The organism is Agrobacterium larrymoorei, from assembly GCF_013322225.1.
GTDB classification, from domain to species: domain Bacteria; phylum Pseudomonadota; class Alphaproteobacteria; order Rhizobiales; family Rhizobiaceae; genus Agrobacterium; species Agrobacterium larrymoorei_A.
This window is the reverse complement of sequence record NZ_JAAMFB010000036.1, coordinates 1-19,711: the sequence shown is the minus strand read 5'-3', so window position 1 is coordinate 19,711 and position 19,711 is coordinate 1. Positions and strand designations below refer to the sequence as shown.

18 protein-coding genes are annotated in these 19,711 nt (G+C 55.8%); 11 read left to right on the top strand and 7 right to left on the bottom strand.

The features are described 5' to 3' along the window. Positions 1–255: 255 nt before the first annotated feature. The 3 genes from G6L28_RS23090 to G6L28_RS20700 all read right to left on the bottom strand — a co-directional run bounded on the left by G6L28_RS23090 (position 256) and on the right by G6L28_RS20700 (position 3,518). Entirely contained in the window at positions 256–2,556 is a 2,301-nt protein-coding gene (locus G6L28_RS23090) for a methyl-accepting chemotaxis protein (protein ID WP_337795793.1), read from the bottom strand. A gap of 157 nt (positions 2,557–2,713) precedes the next feature. After that, positions 2,714–2,962 (bottom strand): hypothetical protein, encoded by a 249-nt coding sequence (locus G6L28_RS20705; RefSeq protein WP_174066104.1) that lies wholly within the window; start codon positions 2,960–2,962, stop codon positions 2,714–2,716. A gap of 340 nt (positions 2,963–3,302) precedes the next feature. Further along, positions 3,303–3,518 (bottom strand): hypothetical protein, encoded by a 216-nt coding sequence (locus tag G6L28_RS20700; protein ID WP_174066102.1) that lies wholly within the window; start codon positions 3,516–3,518, stop codon positions 3,303–3,305. A 210-nt stretch (positions 3,519–3,728) separates the two neighbouring features. Between G6L28_RS20700 and G6L28_RS20695 the strand changes: the two genes are divergently transcribed. The 10 genes from G6L28_RS20695 to G6L28_RS20650 all read left to right on the top strand — a co-directional run bounded on the left by G6L28_RS20695 (position 3,729) and on the right by G6L28_RS20650 (position 12,651). Continuing rightward, on the top strand, positions 3,729–4,160 hold the full coding sequence (locus G6L28_RS20695; RefSeq protein WP_174066100.1) for a cyclic nucleotide-binding domain-containing protein: 432 nt from the start codon (positions 3,729–3,731) through the stop codon (positions 4,158–4,160). Continuing rightward, positions 4,157–4,504 (top strand): helix-turn-helix domain-containing protein, encoded by a 348-nt coding sequence (locus G6L28_RS23220; protein WP_425292698.1) that lies wholly within the window; start codon positions 4,157–4,159, stop codon positions 4,502–4,504. The genes G6L28_RS20695 and G6L28_RS23220 overlap by 4 nt, the downstream gene beginning before the upstream one ends. 470 nt (positions 4,505–4,974) lie before the next feature. Next, the gene (gene istA / locus G6L28_RS20685) at positions 4,975–6,504 is read left to right on the top strand and encodes an IS21 family transposase (RefSeq protein WP_174066096.1); all 1,530 of its coding nucleotides are present in this window, start codon (positions 4,975–4,977) and stop codon (positions 6,502–6,504) included. After that, the gene (gene istB, locus G6L28_RS20680) at positions 6,494–7,306 is read left to right on the top strand and encodes an IS21-like element helper ATPase IstB (protein ID WP_174066095.1); all 813 of its coding nucleotides are present in this window, start codon (positions 6,494–6,496) and stop codon (positions 7,304–7,306) included. Before istA ends, istB begins: the two co-directional genes overlap by 11 nt. A 42-nt stretch (positions 7,307–7,348) precedes the next feature. Then, positions 7,349–7,660, top strand: a complete 312-nt coding sequence (locus G6L28_RS20675; protein ID WP_174066094.1) for a hypothetical protein — start codon at positions 7,349–7,351, stop codon at positions 7,658–7,660. After that, positions 7,657–8,889, top strand: a complete 1,233-nt coding sequence (locus G6L28_RS20670; RefSeq protein ID WP_174066092.1) for a hypothetical protein — start codon at positions 7,657–7,659, stop codon at positions 8,887–8,889. The genes G6L28_RS20675 and G6L28_RS20670 overlap by 4 nt, the downstream gene beginning before the upstream one ends. Before the next feature lie 301 nt (positions 8,890–9,190). Further along, positions 9,191–9,835: a hypothetical protein gene (locus tag G6L28_RS20665; protein ID WP_174066091.1), complete on the top strand. Its 645-nt coding sequence runs from the start codon at positions 9,191–9,193 to the stop codon at positions 9,833–9,835. 6 nt (positions 9,836–9,841) lie between these two features. Beyond that, entirely contained in the window at positions 9,842–10,918 is a 1,077-nt protein-coding gene (locus tag G6L28_RS20660) for a helix-turn-helix domain-containing protein (protein ID WP_174066089.1), read from the top strand. Between the two features lie 214 nt (positions 10,919–11,132). Further along, the gene (locus tag G6L28_RS20655) at positions 11,133–12,020 is read left to right on the top strand and encodes a DNA-processing protein DprA (protein WP_174066080.1); all 888 of its coding nucleotides are present in this window, start codon (positions 11,133–11,135) and stop codon (positions 12,018–12,020) included. Between the two features lie 70 nt (positions 12,021–12,090). After that, entirely contained in the window at positions 12,091–12,651 is a 561-nt protein-coding gene (locus G6L28_RS20650) for a hypothetical protein (protein ID WP_210265780.1), read from the top strand. A gap of 644 nt (positions 12,652–13,295) precedes the next feature. On the opposite strand, the gene G6L28_RS20645 is transcribed toward G6L28_RS20650, so the two are convergent. Continuing rightward, positions 13,296–14,441 (bottom strand): RHE_PE00001 family protein, encoded by a 1,146-nt coding sequence (locus tag G6L28_RS20645; RefSeq protein WP_174066076.1) that lies wholly within the window; start codon positions 14,439–14,441, stop codon positions 13,296–13,298. Positions 14,442–14,954: 513 nt separating this feature from the next. Here G6L28_RS20645 and G6L28_RS20640 point away from each other — a divergent pair. After that, positions 14,955–15,872: a recombinase family protein gene (locus tag G6L28_RS20640; RefSeq protein ID WP_174066067.1), complete on the top strand. Its 918-nt coding sequence runs from the start codon at positions 14,955–14,957 to the stop codon at positions 15,870–15,872. Here G6L28_RS20640 and G6L28_RS20635 read toward each other — a convergent pair. Genes G6L28_RS20635 through G6L28_RS20625 form a run of 3 tightly spaced genes read right to left on the bottom strand, consistent with a single transcriptional unit; the run spans position 15,859 to position 19,471 of the window. Next, complete coding sequence (locus G6L28_RS20635; protein WP_162725407.1) at positions 15,859–16,914, bottom strand: TniQ family protein; 1,056 nt, start codon at positions 16,912–16,914, stop codon at positions 15,859–15,861. The two genes, G6L28_RS20640 and G6L28_RS20635, sit on opposite strands and share 14 nt — an antisense overlap. Before the next feature lie 5 nt (positions 16,915–16,919). Beyond that, positions 16,920–17,837, bottom strand: a complete 918-nt coding sequence (locus G6L28_RS20630) for a TniB family NTP-binding protein (protein WP_174066065.1) — start codon at positions 17,835–17,837, stop codon at positions 16,920–16,922. Then, entirely contained in the window at positions 17,834–19,471 is a 1,638-nt protein-coding gene (locus G6L28_RS20625; RefSeq protein ID WP_174066063.1) for a Mu transposase C-terminal domain-containing protein, read from the bottom strand. Before G6L28_RS20625 ends, G6L28_RS20630 begins: the two co-directional genes overlap by 4 nt. Positions 19,472–19,711 lie beyond the last annotated feature (240 nt).

The following is a 19,711-nucleotide window of genomic DNA, read 5'->3' as shown; positions in this document are numbered from 1 at the left end:
AATAGGCGTGGCGAGTATGCGTGCGATGAGGGACAGGGCTATCTCTACGGTCGCCCTGTGAGGGCGGACGATTTCACCGAACGTTTCGTGGCAAGCATGCGAGCAAGACCGGAAAAATTATTTTAGAGAGAGACGTTGAAAATGATAGAGTTTTTGACAATCTGGGGTTCGAAGCACACGCCTCTATAGCTAAAAAAGTACGTCCCTTGAACCCAAGGGACGTGACCTAATCATAGGCTCAAAGGCTTAGTTTGTTTAAAATTCTTCCCAGTTTTTCGCTTTAAGGGCTGCATTGCCGGAGAATGAGGAACTGACTCGGTTTATCAACTGACGGGCAGGCGAGCGCTTTTGATTAGGCTGCCGGTCTGCGTCGGACGAAAAGTAAGGCCCTGCTTTGGCGTCTGTCTCGAATTTTCCAACCAGAACGAACAAGGCTTCGGCTTCTCGTGCAAGCGCATGGCTTGCGGCGGTTGATTCTTCGACCATTGCCGCATTCTGCTGGGTGCCCTGATCCATCTGGGACACAGCCTGGTTGATTTCCTTGATGCCGGTCGCCTGCTCGCGCGATGCTTCGACAATAGACAGCACATTGACGCTGATCTCCTTGACCTGATCGACGATCTTGCCGAGTGATTCTCCTGTCTGTGCGACAAGACCAACGCCGCTCTTGACGTGATCGCCTGATTTGGCAATCAGAGCCTTGATGTCTTTTGCGGCACTGGCTGAACGCTGGGCCAGTTCGCGAACTTCCTGGGCAACGACGGCAAATCCCTTGCCAGCCTCACCGGCTCTTGCCGCTTCCACGCCCGCATTCAGGGCAAGCAGATTGGTCTGGAATGCAATTTCATCGATAACGCCGATAATGTTGGAGATTTCGTTGGACGATGTCTCGATCGCATTCATCGCATTGATGGCTTTGGTAACCACTGTACCTGAATGTTCGGCATTCTCACGCGTTGCGGTCACCAGGCGACCGGCTTCTTCAGCGCGGCGGCTGGTGTCGGCAACTGTCGTCGTGATCTGCTCCAGCGCAGCAGCGGTCTCTTCGACGGATGCCGCCTGCTGTTCGGTGCGCTTAGCGAGATCGTCCGCCGAGGCGCGAATCTGGTTTGATCCAGCAGAGATGGCCTGCGCATTGCCGCTCACGTCTATGATGGCATCCTCAAGGCGCTCGATAGCGCCGTTGAAATCCACACGGATCTTGTCGAGACGGCTCGCAAAGGTCTGGTTGATGCGGTAGTTCAACGTGCCATTGGCCATAGCGCCCAGACCCGCAGCAAGAGTGTCGACCGCGAACTGAACTTCCGCACTTTCGGCTGCTTCTCTTTCCTGTTGCTCCAGCCGTTCACGTTCTGATAGCGCGCGGTTAACCTGCGCTTCCGCTTCCAGTTTCGATCGTTCCTGTGCGTTGCTTTTGAACACGGCTACGGATTTCACCATGTCGCCGATTTCACTACGGTCGGCAACGACGCTTAATTCGGCCTCCGCGTGGCCATTCGCCAGTTCGCGCATTGTTTTCACAATGCGGGCAACAGGGTTTGTGATAGACCGTGTCACGATTGTTGCGAGCACGCCAACGAGTGCAAGAACGCCAAAGGATATCGCCAGGGAGATGAGAAGACTGTTGTGCTGTTGCGCAGCAGATGCGGCGGCGAAGTCCCGCAGGTCAAGACCTGTCTTGTCTTCAACAGCTTTCAGGGCATTGATGCGATTGGTCGACGCTTTGTACCATTCTTCGCCGCTTACGCTGTTCAGTTGCCCTCCAAACGGGCTGGCCATTGCAATGTTGCGCTGGCTCTCGACAAGTTTGCCTGCATCACTGCTCAACGCATCCTTTAATGAAGCTCGTTGGTCTGCGCCCGCGTAGCTGTTGAAATCAGAGAAATAGACATTTTGCATCGCACCGAATTTTACGAAGAGCTGGTAGCTTTCAGGGCTGAAGTTGCCGGATGTGAAGGCCGCAGTTCCAATCGTACGCTCTTGTCCCGCCCTTTCCTTACCTTGCAGCAGTGCTGAGTAAGCAACAATCCTGTTGGATATGGCGCTGTCCGTCGTCAAGGAACTCATGGATTCGATGATCTTGATGAGGCTGCTGATCGTGTCGGCGAAGTACGAGGCAATCTCCGGCACACCGGCCTTGAGCGACGTCACGTCTTGCCGCATGGCTGTGAGCCTATCAAGCTTGGCTTGCGCGGCAGAAGCGAGTTCTCTAAGCGCGGGCGCCAGATTGCTATTTTCGTCTGTCAGACTTAGTGTTCCGAAGCGTTGAATTGCCAGATCCGCAGCACCTCTTTGCTTTTCAAGCAGGGGTCCGAACTCGCCCTTTCCATTGGCGCCCACAAAACCGGCTGAAGCCCCACGTTCTTTTTGAATTTCATGGATTGTGGCGCCCAAAATGGGAGCCATTGAGGCGATTTCCGCAACAGATTTCGCTTCGGAAGCTGTTTGCAAACGCTTCACATTGTCTTGCAAGGCCGCGCCAACCAAGGCGATAGTGGGGATGGCCGCAACGATGATGATGCGCGTCCTGATTTTTAGATTGCCGAATATGCTCACGTTGGCCTCTGATGATGAAAGCGTGTCTGGTGGAAATTGCCTCATTCAATGTAAAGATAAACCATTGAAGTTTCGTTATTCTTGCATACAAAAAATGCAATGCGCCCAATTACTAGGCAGAGTTGTAACTGTTAAGATTTGTAATTTCGCACTTCCGTTAGGTAAATCGTAACCGCCCGATTGGCACCGCCTGCCCGGGCCATCGCGTATCGCCTTTGACCTTGCCTGCATCGCCCAAGTTTTTGCGGCGCGGATCTCGGAGATTTTCGCCAACTGCATCTCTGTCGACTTCTGGATCGTCCACCGCCGGCATATAGCCCCGGGGGCGAGTATCCTGCGGTCCTTCCCAGCGCGGAGACTGATCGGTTGTTCCCGGAGCGCCGGGTTTGGGGGCTTCCTGTTTCATGGTCTTCTCCTGTCTTGCCAAACGAACCGATGTGATACGAGGTGGTTTCCAAGGATTTTTGATTCAATTTCGATAGCAGCGGTCACGCGGTTGTCATGAGCTATGATTGGCGACTTAGTTGAACTCTGAGTTTGGCAACGCATACCAGGCGAAAATCTCGGCTCAGGCCTTGACCTCGTATCAAGAAGAGACTGCAGGTCAGATTGAGGTGCTCGAGGCAATTTCGAGAAACGCGCAGGAGCGGGGAAGCTATGTGATCGACGGCATCCTGTAGGAAGTGAAAGCCTGACGGCCGTGATCGCGCAGTTGAATGCGGTTAACCATAAATGTCCAACTCCACTTACGTTACCGCAGAATGATATCTCTCTGCATCTCGTGACACGATTCCGACCATCGTACCAAAAATTGCTTTCTCGACCGTACCGTTCTCAAGCGCGTCTGGGTCTGTGGTCAGGACGGCAACCGTTCTTTCGATGAGCGCAGCCTGCTCATCTTCAGTTGGAACCAATCGCCATGCACAGAGCTGCAGATAGTCTCGAAGGCTGGATGCAAGCATTTTAGATCCTTCCAGCGGCCTGTGCTTGACCGTCTCGATTTCACGAATTCCAGATTGCACAGATCAGCACTTTACTACGCACGATTTGCAAAATGTCGTACGTACCCGTACTATTTCTTCGCCTCACAGATGTATGCGACGCGAAGAGTTGGCGCCGAAAATTCAGCTATCTGGATCGAGTGCCCAACCGGCAACGATCGGAATTTCACAATGGACAGATATCAAAACACGCTCTTGTCGCTGATGACAAAAGAGTGTCTTTCCGACATTGAGCACCATCTTGAACACGTGGAAATGCCTAGACTGAAAATGCTTGTCAGGCCGGGAGAGCCAATCCGATATGTCTACTTTATCGAAGATGGCGTCGTCTCCATCATCTCTCACATCGATGGCGAACGGGATGTCGAACTCGGCTTTATCGGCTACGAGGGGATGACCGGCGATCAAATTACACTTGGAGACGACAGGTCACCATTCGGCTTGAGAACGCAAATGGCGGGAACTGCGTGGCAGATTAGGGCGGAACGCCTCTGCGACGAAATCGAAAAAATCTCGAGTTACGGAACTTATTACTTCTTTACGTACGCGCTCAGCAGCTGCAGCTTGCCTCAACCGCCGCATCCAATCAGCGTGGATCAGTGAAGGAACGCCTGGCTCGGTGGTTGGTCATGGGATTTGATCGCATCCACAGCGACAGGTTTTTCGCATCACATGAAAGTCTTGCCTGGATGTTGGCTGTAAGACGAGCGAGCGCCACTGAGGCCTTGCACTTGCTCGAAGGAGAGCGCGTTATCTTTTCACAACGAAATGTCGTGATCTTGCGAGATCTGGAAGGCCTCCGCTCTGCCGCTGGCCCAGCCTACGGATTGGCCGAGCGAGAATATGCCAGGCTACTGGGCTGCGATTTTCGTAGTGGGAAAACACGACAGCCTACAGAAACGCCACCTGAACTCTTCGTGGACGACGTCCCGCAGGACGTGGGATAGAGTTCTCCGACCATTGACAACCTTTCTATTTTGACCGCGGGCGGGGGAACGAGACTGGGAGTTTTAAACGCGGTCCAACCGGATGAATCGGCGCTCTAATCTGATGGTCGAGTCCTCGATCCAGTCTGGGAATAGTTTCTGGATCACGCGGTCGCGCAAATGCTAGATCTGGCTCACAACTATCAACATTTGCCCGTGTTGCGAAACGTGGTATGGTGCCTCATTGCCCCAAAACCGATTGTGTAGGCGGAGGCAACTGAGGGTTTCCACGTGCTCTTGCCTGCTGATCAGGAGGAGCCCATGCCTTTTTCATCAACTGATCCACACAGCGACCCGGCGCTGCGAAACACGCTGAAGGTGTTGATTGCCACTGAAAACTGACCCGGTAGCACAGGATATTTCCATCGAGAATTGACCCATGTTTGAACCTTGCCCTGCGTGTTTTCAGCGAGGGCTATGGAGTGATCGACATGGCGTTATTGAGCGTGATCCGACGCTGGCATTTTCGAGAGCATTTATCGATCCGGGAGATTGGTCGCAGGACCGGTCTGTCTCGGAATACCGTCCGCAAATACCTGCGTCTGGGGAGTGTGGAACCGAAGTTCAAAGTTCCAGAGCGACCGAGTAAGCTTGACCCTTTTGCTGATCGATTAACGGCCTGGCTGAGGACGGAAGCGAAGAAGAACCGCAAGCAGAAGCGGACGATGAAGCAGTTGCATGCCGACCTGATGAGCCTCGGCTACGATGGGTCGTATGGTCGTGTTGCTGCATTTGCTCGGGAATGGAAGGCCGATCTTCAGCGAGAACTGCAGACCTCGGGACGTGGGACATACGTTCCGCTGGCTTTCGATCCGGGTGAAGCCTTTCAGTTCGACTGGTCGGAAGACTGGGCAATCATCGGCAATGAACGTACCAAACTGCAGGTGGCCCATACGAAGCTGAGCTACAGCCGCGCGTTCATCGTTCGGGCATATCTTCTCCAAACACACGAGATGCTGTTTGATGCCCATAACCACGCATTCCGTGTCTTTGGCGGCGTTCCTCGACGTGGCATTTATGACAACATGCGCACGGCAATCGACAAAATAGGTCGCGGCAAAGAGCGCGACGTCAATGTCCGCTTCATGGCAATGGCCAGCCACTACCTCTATGAGCCAGAATTCTGCAATCCAGCGTCTGGCTGGGAGAAAGGCCAGGTCGAGAAGAATGTCCAGGATTCACGCCATCGGTTCTTCCAACCAACACCACGCTTTCCATCGCTGGAAGCCCTGAACGACTGGCTGGAGCTTCGATGCAAGGAGTTTTGGCAACAGACCCCGCATGGAAAGATGCGTGGGACCATCGCTGAGATATGGGCCGAGGAAACGCAGGCTCTCATGCCAACAGCACGTGTCTTCGATGGATTTATCGAACATACCAAGCGGGTTTCCCCGACGTGCCTCGTGCACTTTGATCGTAATCGCTACAGTGTTCCGGCATCCTTCGCCAATCGGCCCGTCAGCGTTCGGGTTTACCCGGATCGTATCGCTGTTGCAGCAGAAGGTCTGATCATATGCGAGCACCGTCGCATCATCAGCCGTTCGCATGATGGTCCTGGGCAAACAATTTACGATTGGCGACACTATCTCGCCGTCGTGCAACGCAAACCAGGCGCTCTTCGCAATGGTGCACCGTTTATCGAGCTTCCGGAAGCCTTCAGAATACTGCAGCAGCACCTGCTCAAAAAGCCGGGCGGGGATCGCGAGATGGTCGACATTCTGGCGCTCGTTCTCCAGCACGACGAGCAGGCTGTGCTCTCGGCCGTCGATATGGCCTTGAAGTCCGGGGTTCCGACCAAGACCCATGTTTTGAACCTGCTGCATCGTTTGGTCGACGGTAAATCTTCCACACCACCGACGATAGATGCGCCCCAAGCTCTCACACTTGCCAACGAGCCAAAGGCCAATGTCGAACGCTACGATTCCCTGAGAAAGACAACGGAGGTACGCCATGCGTCATAACCCAGCCAGCGGCGCAATCGTCATCATGCTGCGACAACTGAAGATGCACGGCATGGCTCAGGCAATCGGTGAGCTCACCGAACAGGGGTCACCTGCCTTTGAAGCTTCCATTCCAATCCTGTCACAACTTCTCAAAGCCGAGACAGCAGAACGTGAAGTTCGTTCAACCGCTTATCAGCTCAAGACTGCTCGCTTTCCAGCTTATCGTGATCTGAACGGCTTCGATTTCTCCAGCAGCGAGATCAACGAAGCGCTCGTGCGACAGCTCCACCGTTGCGACTTTCTCGATGATGCCAACAACATCGTGCTGGTCGGCGGGCCAGGCACAGGCAAAACCCATATCGCGACCGCTCTCGGCATCCAGGCAATCGAGCATCACCACAAACGTGTCCGGTTCTTCTCGACCGTCGAGCTTGTCAACGCGCTTGAACAGGAGAAAACGCAAGGTCGCTCAGGGCAGATCGCCAACCGACTTGTCCATTCCGATCTGGTGATCCTCGATGAGCTTGGCTACCTGCCGTTCAGTGCATCAGGTGGCGCGTTGCTTTTCCATCTTCTGAGCAAACTCTACGAGCGCACCAGTGTCGTTATAACCACAAACCTCAGCTTCAGTGAATGGGCCAGCGTCTTCGGCGACGCCAAGATGACGACCGCGCTGCTCGACCGGCTCACTCATCATTGCCACATCCTCGAAACCGGAAACGACAGCTTCCGCTTCAAGAACAGCTCCGCCCACGAACCGAAAAATACAAAGGAGAAAAACAGCGACTTGACCAAATCACCAGACCCGAAACATATCTAAAAGGCGGGTCAAATCTCGGTGGAAATACCGGGTCAGTTCTCAGTGAAAATCAACAATATGACATTGCCAAACTACGATTCAAGCGGGCCAGACCCAGATGGTCGCATGCATGCATTCGGTGGCAAGGAGTTCCTGCGTCAGATGGCGAGGATGTCCGGAACCAGTAAGGTGATTGTCCTTACTCAGTTCGAGAGCTTCGGCGAAGCGCCCAACGTGACGGGACTAAGCGACCTTGACGCAGACCTGAAACTCAAATTCCCGGAGCATTATATCGGGGCCGTCTACTACCACGCCTCAATAAACGAATGGGGAAATAGCTTGAAAACGATGATCGAAAGCTTGGAACTGAAATGAAGGTCCTGATTGTTGACGACGACACCGCAAAGGCGGCAGCCATCTCGAGGGTTCTGATTGAGGCTGGCGTGCCGTCCACGGACGACATAGCCCATGTGACCAACGCGTACGATGCCAGCGCGGAAATGCGCAGGACGCAGTTCGATCTATTGATCCTGGATCTAATGATACCAAAAGCGAGGCTGGCGGAGCCCGAAATCGATGGTGGGCAAACCCTACTCCGGGACATCATGGCGAGAACGACGTACCTCAGGCCGCGCTACATCGTAGGCCTGACCTCGTATGACGACGCGCGCGATCAATCTGAAGCCGACTTCAACAACGGTCTATGGTCCATCCTCAAGTTCGACACGAAATCGGCGGACTGGATCGACCAACTGACGACCAAGGTTCGATACATCCAGTCGTCGGCCGAAGCGGCTAATCTTGGCCAAGAGTACGACTATGACGTGGCGTTCGTCTGCGCGCTTGCCAAACCTGAACTCGAAGCCGTCTTGGCGCTCGATTGCGATTGGAGGGAACTGCAGCGCCCGACCGACCCAACACGTTACTGGGTTGGCACTTTTAAGGTGGATGGCAAAACATTAAGGTGCGTTGCGTGTCACGCGGCGCAGATGGGTATGGTGGCCACCGCGGCCGCCGTGTCGAAAGTCTCCACAGCGTTCCGCCCCCGCCTCGTCGTGATGACGGGAATTTGCGCAGGGAGAGAGGGCGACATCCAACTCGGTGACGTTGTCGTAGTTAATATCTCCTGGGATTATGGCAGTGGAAAATTTCACAAAAAGGAAGGTGAGGCGATGCGTTTCGCCCCCGACCCCGTGCAAATCGCACTGGATCCGATGCTTCGAAAGCACGCCGAAGCGCTCAAGGCAAACGAAGGAAAGCTAGATGAAATCCGCCGCAGCTATACCAAACAGAAAATCAATAGCGTCTTGAACGTCGAAATCGGCGCGATGGCGTCGGGGGCGGCAGTCCGTGCGGACGACGGGTTCTTCGAGGAGCTTGCCACCGCCAAACGGAAGGTCGTCGCCGTCGAGATGGAGGCGTATGCCGTCTATGCCACAGCCGAGGAGATGCCTGCTCCGAGACCGCTTGCCCTAGTGGTGAAATCCGTATGCGATTTCGCGAACTCCGAGAAGAACGATACCTACCAGCACTACGCCGCTCATACGAGCGCGGTCTGCGCTCTGGAAATCGTAAAGTCATATTTCAAGGATCGTATCGGCTAGCGTGCGTGAGATGGCATGCTCTTTGGGAGGCCGTCCAAAGCTCCCCTGAACGGCATCTACAAGGCGCAATCCGGCATCAAGGTTGGAAGGATGGACTAGAGACACCGGCAGTATGGGTGGAAATGGAGTCGTCGATCCAATCAAATCTTGCCCCCATGTGCGCCTCCTTACCTCATTTGAATTTGCCCGGCCTTTCCGTGGCGGCCGCCCGGCTGACGTGGTCCGAAAACTGGCAACCCTTGACCATGTTAATTTTCTCTGCCACAAATGAGGTATCGAAAATTAACATGGAAGCTTTTCTGTGCCGCAAACCCAAATTTACTCTCAGGATTATGAAGCTGGAGTCCGATTAGAAACGCTGGGTCTCACCGCTGGCGATCTTATTGAAGTGGTCAAGCGCTCGGTTGCAGCAAGAGCAAGCGCTGTCTCCACATTCCCTGCAAACGCAGCGGGCCAACTTTCTTATATCTTCGGAACTGCAGCGATCAGGGATGTGCTGCTGTTGAAGGGTTGGCAAATCGATCGCACCGGAAATATCGAGGCGACTTATAATCCAGCGATCGGCATCAAGATCGTCTTTCAAAACGCTGATAGCGCTTGTGAAGATCGCCGGGATCCAAAAGCCATCTCGGAGAAAGGACCAGCGGCCTCTAAGGCTGTCGATTCAGGACAAATGTATCTTTTTCCCGAAATCGAGGCGGCCCATGCTGAGTCTCAGGCAAGAGAGAACGCGTCGCTTTGGTATTTTTTCGTCCACATTAACGGGGACGATGTGAGAGCGGAACTCTCGTTCCCAAAAAGCATCGAGGATCGTCAATTCAAGGGCTTCAATGAGCGTGTCTACGTCATTAAGCCCGGTGAGTGGATGAGCATTTCGCCGGAATCTGTGGAAGACGCGGAACCTATTGCGCAGGACTTCGATATCGAAGTTACGCGCAAAAAGTAGTTTGAAATGTTCAATGGAAAAAGATTGGCCCTGGCCCGCAGGCGCCGGAGGCTCACAAGCAGGTCGCTCGCGCAGATGACCGGTATTTCGCCGGTCACAATAACAAGGCTTGAAAGCAGCGAAAACGAACCTGAGCCCGGCACAGTCGAGCGCCTTGCAAAGGCACTCGACTTCCCAATCGACTTCTTTTTCGGCGAGGATATTGACGACGTCGAAAAAGACGCTGCCAGTTTTCGAAGTCTTACAGCCATGACAGCCAAGGAAAGAGATGCGGCTCTTGCGGCAGCTTCATTCGCTTATCTTCTGTCAGACTACGTCGCTGATCGGTTCAATCTGCCTGCCGTCGACGTCCTCGACCTTTCCAACGAGCGCGACCCCGCAACCGCCGCACGTTCCCTGCGTCAAGCATGGCAACTCGGTGAGCAGCCGATCACCAGCATGATCAAGCTATTGGAAGCTAAAGGCGTTCGTATTTTCTCTCTTGCCGAAAATACAAAGAACGTCGATGCGTTCTCCTGCTGGCGGAATGGCGTTCCATACGTATTTCTGAACACCTTCAAGACTGCTGAGCGAAGTCGGCTCGACGCCGCGCATGAGCTCGCCCATTTGGTACTTCATAAACACGGAGGCCCAAGGCAAGGTCGCGAGGCTGAGGTCGAGGCCAATAGCTTTGCGTCGTCATTCTTGATGCCGGAAGCAGATGTGAGAGCCAAAATCCCCGTAGCACACAGACTAGATCAGATTATCGCCGCGAAGCGGCGATGGGGTGTCTCAACCGCCGCCCTAGCCTACCGATTACACAAGCTTCACATTTTGAGCGACTGGCAATATCGAACATTCTGCATCCAAATGAACGATCGTGGCTTCCGCACAGGAGAGCCTGGTGGCTTGCCACGCGAGGAGTCTGTTGTCTGGAAAAAGGTGTTTACGGCGCTTTGGAGTGAGAAAATCTCGAAAAGCAAGATCGCCGAAGCACTGCACATTCCGGCCGACGAGCTTGAAAATCTGGTTTTTGGACTGACCGGTGATGTTTCTCAACCCGAAAGAAGTTTAGGCGCACCAAAGTTGCGTACCATGAGCTGAGAATCATGAAGTTTTGTAAGGCTCGCGGGAGAAAAGCACGCAACCGTTGAGATGCGAACAGCTCAGGGCTGGAGCAAAGCCCTAATTATAGAGATTGCGCAGTGCACGACTGCGATCGAGCCTTGCATGCAGGGTTTCCTTCGTTAGTCTAGTCGCAGCGCAGAACAACAGCAGAGTTGGATGGCTAGTCCCAACTCGCCTGGGAGATACAATTATGTGGTTGAATCGCGTTGCTGATGGACCTGCCGCCAACGCAATATCCCCGCGCCGCGAGCTCGGTGCATACGAAGCGCTGTGGCTCGAAAAAGGCGCAACTTTTCGAACGCTGGCCGAAAAATTCGCGTCTGATCCCGCCGCCCTGCCATCCGACTTCGTATCCAATAGTGATGCGACGGCATGCGCCGAAGAGGTTATGAGGGCGCTTAAGAAGGCAGACATCCACCAATTTGGCGTTCGCATCAATCACGCTGGCGACTACCCACCGAAGCTCCGGGACGCCCGTCATCCGGTCGAACTCCTTTATTATCAAGGGGAATGGGAGCTGACGGAGACACGAGCAGTGGCAGTCGTTGGAAGCCGGGAGGCTTCGGACGAAGGAAAGCGCCGAGCCGCACGTCTTGCACGAGAGCTGGTCGACAGGGACTTTACGGTCGTCTCGGGGCTGGCTAAAGGAATCGATATCTCCGCCCACACAGCTGCCATTGAGCGCGGCGGCAAAACCATAGCCGTTATCGGCACTCCGCTAGGACAAGCATACCCCAGGGAAAATGCCGAAATGCAAAAGCGGATTGCGAAGGAATATCTTCTTATTTCGCAGGTTCCAGTTTTGAGATATGCAAGACAGGCCCCACCTCAAAACCGATTTTTCTTTCCCGAGCGCAACGTTACGATGAGCGCCCTCACGGAGGGAACCATAATTGTTGAAGCTGGAGAGACCTCGGGAACCTTAACGCAGGCGCGAGCGGCGCTGCACCAAGGCCGGAAGCTCTTCATATTGGATTCTTGCTTCCATCGCTCAGACATCACTTGGCCGGCACGATTTGAAGCCGAAGGCGCAATCCGAGTTAGGACGTCCGAAGATATCTGGTCGGCCCTTGGATAGCATCCTTCTTCGAGAAATCGACGACACAACTCGCCCCGATCATACGAGGTTGGTGGCGACGGATATGTGCTTGTATTTGTATGAGTACACATCTCGTATGGGCTACGATTTTAGCTCAACGAACAATCTAATAAGCAATCTCAAAAAGAAGCCAAGCGCCTCTGGCTCAGCAGCTTACAGGTACAAGGGCAGAGCCATTCGGGAGTGTAGCCTCGCGCTTCAAAAAGTGTTGAGGCCAGATTGGCTGGCTTCGGGGACGCTGGTTCCCATTCCATGTTCGAAAGCAAGCGATCACCCCGACTACGACGATCGCATCGAGCAAATCTGCTGCGGCATTTCGCCAAATGCCGATGTTCGGACACTGGTGAAACAAATACAGTCCACGACCGCCTCGCACGAGTCGGCGGACGGAAATCGGCTCACAGTCGATGAGCTGTTAAATGTTTATCAGATAGATGAAAACCTCGCGAATCCCGCTCCGACGTCAATCGCAATCGTTGACGATGTGCTGACGGTCGGAACGCACTATCGAGCTATGCACACCGTATTGTCTTCTAGATTTCCCGGTGTGCCGATATATGGAATTTTTATCGCGCGACGTGTTTTTCCAGATCCATTTATTGCCGTTTGATTCAAGATCAATACGAAGAGCAGGCCCGAGATAAGGGTGTCCTCCATCGGCACGCTCGCAAAATTGATCTATGGTTCAGCCTCAAAAGGCTCTTTCTCCTCCTTGCAGAATTGTGAAAACCGCCTCAACTTTCCTAAGGGTAAGGATAGTGACGGCGCCTTAGCAGCTCTTTAATCATCTAACGCATAGGTGATAAACGCTGCAATTGGCGAAAGGGATCATGTATGGCTGCCTGGATGGTTGGAATTATCATTTGTCTTGTGATTTTCTTCATCGCGTGGGGAAAAAACGGTGGCCTAACGACGCCCGCATCGTCGGGATGGAAAGTAGATGATCATCCATCGCAGCAGTCGGCGGAACTTGACACGCGACGGCGCAACTTCTCAGAAGTGGTCAACGATCCGTTGACGTGGATACGGATATCCGTACTGGTCGGAGTTGTCTGTGCGTTTGGGATCTGGGCCTCGTCGGGCTATCCCTTGCCAAATCTCCGCAGACCTGAATTTTAGCATATGACTTTCGGGCTTTCTGCCAAAACGGTTACCGAGCTAAATCCTGCATGCTGAGTGATGAATTGGCGAAACACTGCTCGATGCGTTCGGCGCGTCCGGAAAGATTGCTATCCTATCTGAGATGGCAATGACTTAGAACACTCCCCACGCCCGAAACCTCCCCCTTCCCGTCATCTCCCTGAGGCCGAGCTCCAAAACAGTCCGCCGCGCCGCCTGCGGCGTGACGTCAAGCGTCTTGGCCACCATCCCGGCCGACACCAACGGTTTCGCCATCACCAGCTCGACCAGCTCCGGCAATTTCGAAGACGTTCGTCTCCCCACCAATTTGCGCTCCATCGTTTTTCGCGCCAGCGCCAGCCGGTCGTGCTCCTTCATGCCGATCTCCGCGGCCGCCAAAAATCCGTGGGCGATGGCCAGCAGCCGCGTCTCCCGGTCGCGATGCCGGCGCCGATCGACGGGGATGGTTTTGAGGCCGAGATTGATGGCGGCAAGATGCGCGCCTGACGTGACGCCGCCTTGGCGCAGAATCGACGACGCCAGCAGGCGGCCGAGCCAGGGGGCGTGCTGCAGCACCGACAATTCATTCCAGGCATCGAGGGCGACGATGGCCTGCAGCACCGCCGGCAGGTTTTCGGCCTGGTGCAATACACCGCGCCATTCGCCGATCCGCGCATCCTCGTCCCAGTCGAGATCGTATACGAGAGGGTCTCGCTCGCCGGTATCGGTCGAAGCCCGGCCCCGCTTTCTAGCTTGTTCGATAGCCACCTCAGACCGGGCCAAGACCGCATCGATGGCGGCATAATCGACGCCGGGCAACCCTTCGGCTTCATCGATTTCTTTCCCCTCCCCTTCCGCATCTGCCGCGACCGCGGGCCGGATGGCGCCAGCGGACCCAACCGCATCAACGCCGACCGGATTGACCTCCGCTGTTTTTCGCAGCGCCCGAATGCCTTCGGCCGACAACGCCCAAGCTGGCAATTGCGCGGCAACACGCCGGCGCGTGCGCAACACGTCGCGGGCGATGGTGAGTTCGTGGGTGGGGGTGCGGATATCGCGGGTCGCGTCGTGGAGGACGAGATCTTCGAGATGGACCAGTTCGCCCTCAATCCACAGCGAGGCACAGGCGTCGGCGAAGTTTTGGCGTTCGATCCAGCCCTGCCCGACCGGGGATCGGGCGATGCGCTCGTCGAGACGCGTGAGAGCGACACCGGCGTCGAAAGCGGGCCGCATCAAGGCTGTCATGCTGATTTTCGCGAGATCGTAAGCCATTGAAATCATGGTAAATGATTTCTTACAGGAAACCTATATGAATATTGCGGTTCCTTACATGGTATGATTTCTGCTTGGTCTCCTAACCATCGATAAGTATCCCTTATCGATGGCTGTTGATCTCAAGGCGTAAATCAGAAATGTCGGTCGGCCTGGATGAGCGGAAACGCCTGATTTTCCGGCCTTTCAGGAAGATTTGGGCGAGGATCGGCGGAATAACTGCGGCTGTTAGAGCCGCGTTGAGCGCTCATCTCCTCTCGAGCTGAAGCAGACGTCCCAAGCAATCTCTCCCTCGGGCGGCGCTTCTTCCCTCTCCCCTCTCCGGAATGCCCTAATTTCCTGCATTTCCGCCTCAGATAGCCACCAGAATGCATTTAACGCAGTTGATGGGTCTGCGCCCATTTGCCATCGCGTGTCGAGTCTGGCGAGGCTGCATTTGAGCTATAAACCATGCTTGCAACTGTTCATTTTCTCGCGCATTCATTATCTGTACAAAGCACCTGAAAAACGCGTGAGAAAACCATGGCAAAACGGCAAGCTGCCAATCAGTCGCCGGCCCCGAAACGTCTTATCGGCTACGCGCGCGTCTCGACCGACGATCAGGTCCATGACGCGCAGATGGACGAGCTGCGCGCCGCCGGCTGCGAGCGGATTTTTCAGGAGCACGGATCCGGCGCATCACGAGCTCGACCGGTGCTGACAAGGTTGCTCGGAGACCTGACTGCCGGCGATGTGCTCGTCGTCGTCCGCCTGGATCGCCTCGCCCGCTCTGTCAGCCACCTGTTGCAGGTGATCGAGGACCTTGAAGAGCGCGGTGTTCATTTCCGATCAATCCGCGATCCTATCGACACGTCCACGCCACAAGGGATGTTTTCCCTCCAGGTGCTCGGCGCCGTCGCACAGCTTGAACGAGCTCTGATCGCCGAACGAACCAAAGCTGGCATCAAGGCGGCAAAAGCGCGTGGCAAGCTACCGGGCAATCCGGGACTCCGAGAGCGGCGACCAGAGGCGATCAAGGCGGTGTCGAAGGCACGAGAGAAACTCTATCTCGACGAGCTGATCTCCTCCGCCCAAACCTGGCTGCCGATGGTGCGGCAGCTGCGGCCCCAACACAGCTGGGACAATGTCGTCCGGGTACTCAATCGCCGGGGCCATGACTGGACGGTCGAACGGCTGCGCCGCGCAGTGCATCGGATGGTCCGCGAGAAGCTGGTCGATCCCGAGCTTCTGGCGCGCTCGCCCCGTCGTGCCCCGGAAGATCACCTGATGAAGCTCGTTGCAGCGATTGCCATTGCTGATCCCGGCCTGTCACTGCGCGATATTGCCGCCCAACTGGATCAAATGGGTGAGCGGCCGGCGCGCGGTGGGCGGAAATGGCAGCCTTCCTCCGTTCGCCACCTGCTGGATGAGGCACATCGGTTTGGCCTCATTCGTCATTGAGGGCGCGGAGCATCAGCTTGCCGATTGCCCGGTTTCTTGCGCGCCCTGCTTTGGATGGCAAAGATTTCCAGCCTTCGCTTTGGATAATGCCGCGTGCCAACTGCCGGTATTCGGTTTCCGCACGGAGATTCACGACTGACGCCGTCCGCGTTGGTGGAGGTGCCTGATGACACTCTTCGGTCGGCCCTTGCTCGAATTGCCGAAAGGCTTCGCGAACGGAGGAAGAGAGCGGAACCGTTTTGGGAGCCACCTGAAAGAGGAGGTTGGCAATGGTCGTAATGGTTACAGCTCGCCATGCCGGTGGAAGGCTGGCCAGCGGCGCCGCGCCTTTCGCGACTGACGGCCGCTGACCATAAGGCAGTGATAAGCCCAGCGCGGCGATGTATGGCATCCCCTCCGGCCGAGGCGACCAGAGAAAGCGGCTTGCCGCGTCGATACGTTCAAACTCCGACCCACCCTTGCCGATAGCCTCACCTACCAACGAAGCAACCTGCAGCAGGTCTGTTTGATCGCGGCGCGGGAACCGCCGCGCCGAGACAATCGCATCGCAATCACGGCAAAACAGTCTGACAACGCCAACAGGTGTGGACCGAAACTGAAACAGACCACTACGGAAACACCCACTGCAGTTAATCTCGAGGCCAATCTTGTGGCGGGGGCAGGCAACTGCTTCGACACATGCCCAAGATCGCCGGCAATAGTGATCCCTCCCCTCTTCTGCGTCTTCATCCAGGCATGTCGGACAAACGCCTCGATGGGCGGGATCGCTCACGAATGAAGCCCCGCTGCGCCCGGTATTTTGCAAAGACAGCCGCTCCAGATCGACTTGACGCAGGCGACAGGCAAGCGCCCATAAACGGGTTGCGGGCTGGTCGGCCGAAACATCGTGGCGAAAGAGATGCGGGTTAGGGCCTACCGAGCCCCCACTTATCCAGTTTTCCACCTGCCGAGGTGAGCAAGAATAATGGCTCGACACCCGCCAATGCCAACAGCTTAGGAGTTCATCTTCAAAGGGTCGTGGAGCCAAAGCCAGCAGCCGCACCGGTCTCACTGGGTTGCACGTCGCTGCAGGCGGCCTTCAGTGCGCCGCGCCATCGCAACAAGCGGCAGGATCAAGTTGTCGCCGTCGAAGCTCTCCAAGGTGATCGCCTCTTTGCCATTTCGGACGGCTTCGACGGCAACTGTCTCGATCAAGCGAAAAATTCGCACCGTGACGCCGTCGGTCATATCCAACACCTTGCGACGCAACGCTGCGGTCCCGAGCTGTGATGGCTCGCGTAGAGGCAGTATGCTCCCGAGACTTGCGAGCAATTGGGCGAGCTGCGGCGTATTGGACCAGCGCTTCAGGTGAAAGGCCTCAAACCTTTCGGCAAGCTGCGGATCCGTCAACAACGCCTGCCGGGCGAGATCGGTGCCTGCGCAGATCATCGGCACTTTCAGATCGTTCGCCAGAAAGCGGATTACGTTGAGGAAGACCCGTTGCTGCCGATATGTCCCCGTCAACATGGCATGGATCTCATCGATGATCAGCATCCGTACCCCTATCCTTCGCATCAAGGTCCGGCACGTGGTCTTCAGTCGGTAGGTCGCGTCTCCACTTGGACCTGGTGCACTCAATGCATTGAGGAGTTCTCCGTAGACATCGCGCTCGACGGGTTCGGCCGGCATCTGCATCGCCACGACCGGCATGCTCGTGACACCCGTTCCACGATCGAAGACGGGCTGGTGATCCCGAAGAAATTTTCGAATGATCTTGGTCTTTCCCATACCCGTATCGCCGTAGAGAAGCAGACAGGGCATTCGGTCCCTTGGCGGATAGGTTAGCAGATCCTCAAGCCTCGCCAGCGCGGCCCTCGCATCGGCTGTTTCAAACCAACGATCTGCACGGATCCAGGCGATCCGTTCTTCAATCTCCATCTCGGCATACTGGCGATAGGCAGGCAGCAGATGGGAATATACCGTCATGACCATTCCTCCACCGACAACGGTGCCAAATCGAAGAAATCATCTCCGTCTACATCATCGGTGATTTCCGCCTGCTGCCGATCGGTCGCCGCCAGTGCCCTCAACTGCCGCTCGGCTCCCCGGCGGACGCTCCGCGTTTGACGACCTGCCATCTCGACAATCCGTCGCTGGGCTTCGATGGTCTCGAAGATCAGGTGATCATCAACCGATTGCAGACCACGAGCCCTCAAAGCGGCCACGGCCTGCCGGTGCTCCCCGAGCGTGACCCGCGGCCGGCCGAGGTCTGCGAACCGTACCGGCCAGCTCTCGCCGTTTGGCCCGTCGACGAACACGCAGGAAATATCGCGAGGATCGTAACGAACCCGCATCTTGTCCGGCGCACCGGTCCAGGGGCTCAGGATATCGTCCCAATATTTGAGGCCGAATAAATGCAGTCCGTCGCGGCGGACGACACGTTCCTCAAACGGTAGGAAATCCAGGACGAAACGGTGTTCGTCGTAGGGAAGCCTCAAAGGCTCCCGACGCGCAAGGACGCTATCTTCCCAAGCCAGGCGTGGTGGAATTTTCAGCGCACGGTGAATATCGGCGTGATAGCGGCCGACGATCTCAAGGGTGAGCCACCGCTCCAGCTCGACAAATGTCATGACTGCATGTTTTGGTGGATCGTAGTCGCCGCGGGAGCCTATATCGCTCGACGTTGAGCCGGGCAGAAAGTGGACGGCACCCATCATCGTACCGATAAGCCGCTCGATGTGGCCACCGTAATGTGGGCGAGCAACCGGTCGATGGATGAGCTTGATGCCGTGTTCGGCGGCTCCCCATGCGAGCGCTTTTCCTCGAAACTCACGAGCATTGTCGAGATGAATGGCGGTGGGCAAACCATGAACGGGCCAGTCGCCGACCACGTTTCGCTCCGCGAGCCACGAGGTCTTCAGCAAAACCATCTGCCGGATGGCCAAGGCGACCGATGTGGACGATGGGTGCTCTAGACTCAGATAGAAACCCGCCACCATGCGGCTAGCGACATCGATCGCCAGTGTCAGCCAAGGACGTTGCAGTGGTTGGCGGTTCACAGCATCGACTACGAAGAGATCGACCAATGTGTGATCAATCTGCACGATTTCCATCGCGTGACCTGCTGAATACTCGTCGACGACCGGCGTGTATCGCTGACGCGCGGCGCTGGCACCTTCTCGGGCCTTGGTAAGCTTCTGCCGGTCGGACTGATGGATGCGAGCCTTCACTGCCTTCCACGATGGTGCAGACAGGTTTCGCTGACGGCAAATTGCCCGGACATGATCATGGACGGCGATGATCGTCGGCCGCTCGCGACGGCAATAGATCTCCTGGATGGCGCAGGCGACTGCGTCTTCCTGTTCCGGTGATAAAAGCCGCCTCCCCTTCTCTGGGCCGGGCGTCTCATCCAGCAATGAGCTGGTAACCGGCTTTTGCCGGAACTGACTGAGTAACTGATAGAACCTTGTGGGCTTGAGGCCCAGCTGCCTGCACGCGGCAAATCTCTCCGGGGCGGTTAGGGTCTTTACAAAAGCGATGGGCCGAATGACGGCTTCGCGCGCCACAGCCTTTTGCCAAGCTGTCTGGCTGATGAGCATCCTGTCAGGTGTCCGCACCATCGAGACCTCCCAGCCGAGCTATCGGCTTGGCCAAAATCAATCGCTGCAGATCTCAGAATGCTCGTCGAGCATGACGGTAGGAAGACACTGCGTAGCGAAATGCGCAGCAACACGCCTACAGAGGTGGCTCGGAAAATCTGCACAGCTAGGATAAGTGGAATTTCTGCCTGACTTCAGCTTAAATGCTGAGAACAGGAGATACCATGACGAGACGACCGCGCCGGAACCATAGCCCGGCTT

Coding starts and splice junctions, on each gene's coding strand:
- G6L28_RS20705 (WP_174066104.1), bottom strand. CDS start 2,962: ATGAAACAGGAAGCCCCCAAACCCGGCGCTCCGGGAACAACCGATCAG.
- G6L28_RS20700 (WP_174066102.1), bottom strand. CDS start 3,518: ATGCTTGCATCCAGCCTTCGAGACTATCTGCAGCTCTGTGCATGGCGA.
- G6L28_RS20695 (WP_174066100.1), top strand. CDS start 3,729: ATGGACAGATATCAAAACACGCTCTTGTCGCTGATGACAAAAGAGTGT.
- istA (WP_174066096.1), top strand. CDS start 4,975: ATGGCGTTATTGAGCGTGATCCGACGCTGGCATTTTCGAGAGCATTTA.
- istB (WP_174066095.1), top strand. CDS start 6,494: ATGCGTCATAACCCAGCCAGCGGCGCAATCGTCATCATGCTGCGACAA.
- G6L28_RS20670 (WP_174066092.1), top strand. CDS start 7,657: ATGAAGGTCCTGATTGTTGACGACGACACCGCAAAGGCGGCAGCCATC.
- G6L28_RS20660 (WP_174066089.1), top strand. CDS start 9,842: ATGTTCAATGGAAAAAGATTGGCCCTGGCCCGCAGGCGCCGGAGGCTC.
- G6L28_RS20655 (WP_174066080.1), top strand. CDS start 11,133: ATGTGGTTGAATCGCGTTGCTGATGGACCTGCCGCCAACGCAATATCC.
- G6L28_RS20645 (WP_174066076.1), bottom strand. CDS start 14,441: ATGATTTCAATGGCTTACGATCTCGCGAAAATCAGCATGACAGCCTTG.
- G6L28_RS20640 (WP_174066067.1), top strand. CDS start 14,955: ATGGCAAAACGGCAAGCTGCCAATCAGTCGCCGGCCCCGAAACGTCTT.
- G6L28_RS20630 (WP_174066065.1), bottom strand. CDS start 17,837: ATGACGGTATATTCCCATCTGCTGCCTGCCTATCGCCAGTATGCCGAG.
- G6L28_RS20625 (WP_174066063.1), bottom strand. CDS start 19,471: ATGGTGCGGACACCTGACAGGATGCTCATCAGCCAGACAGCTTGGCAA.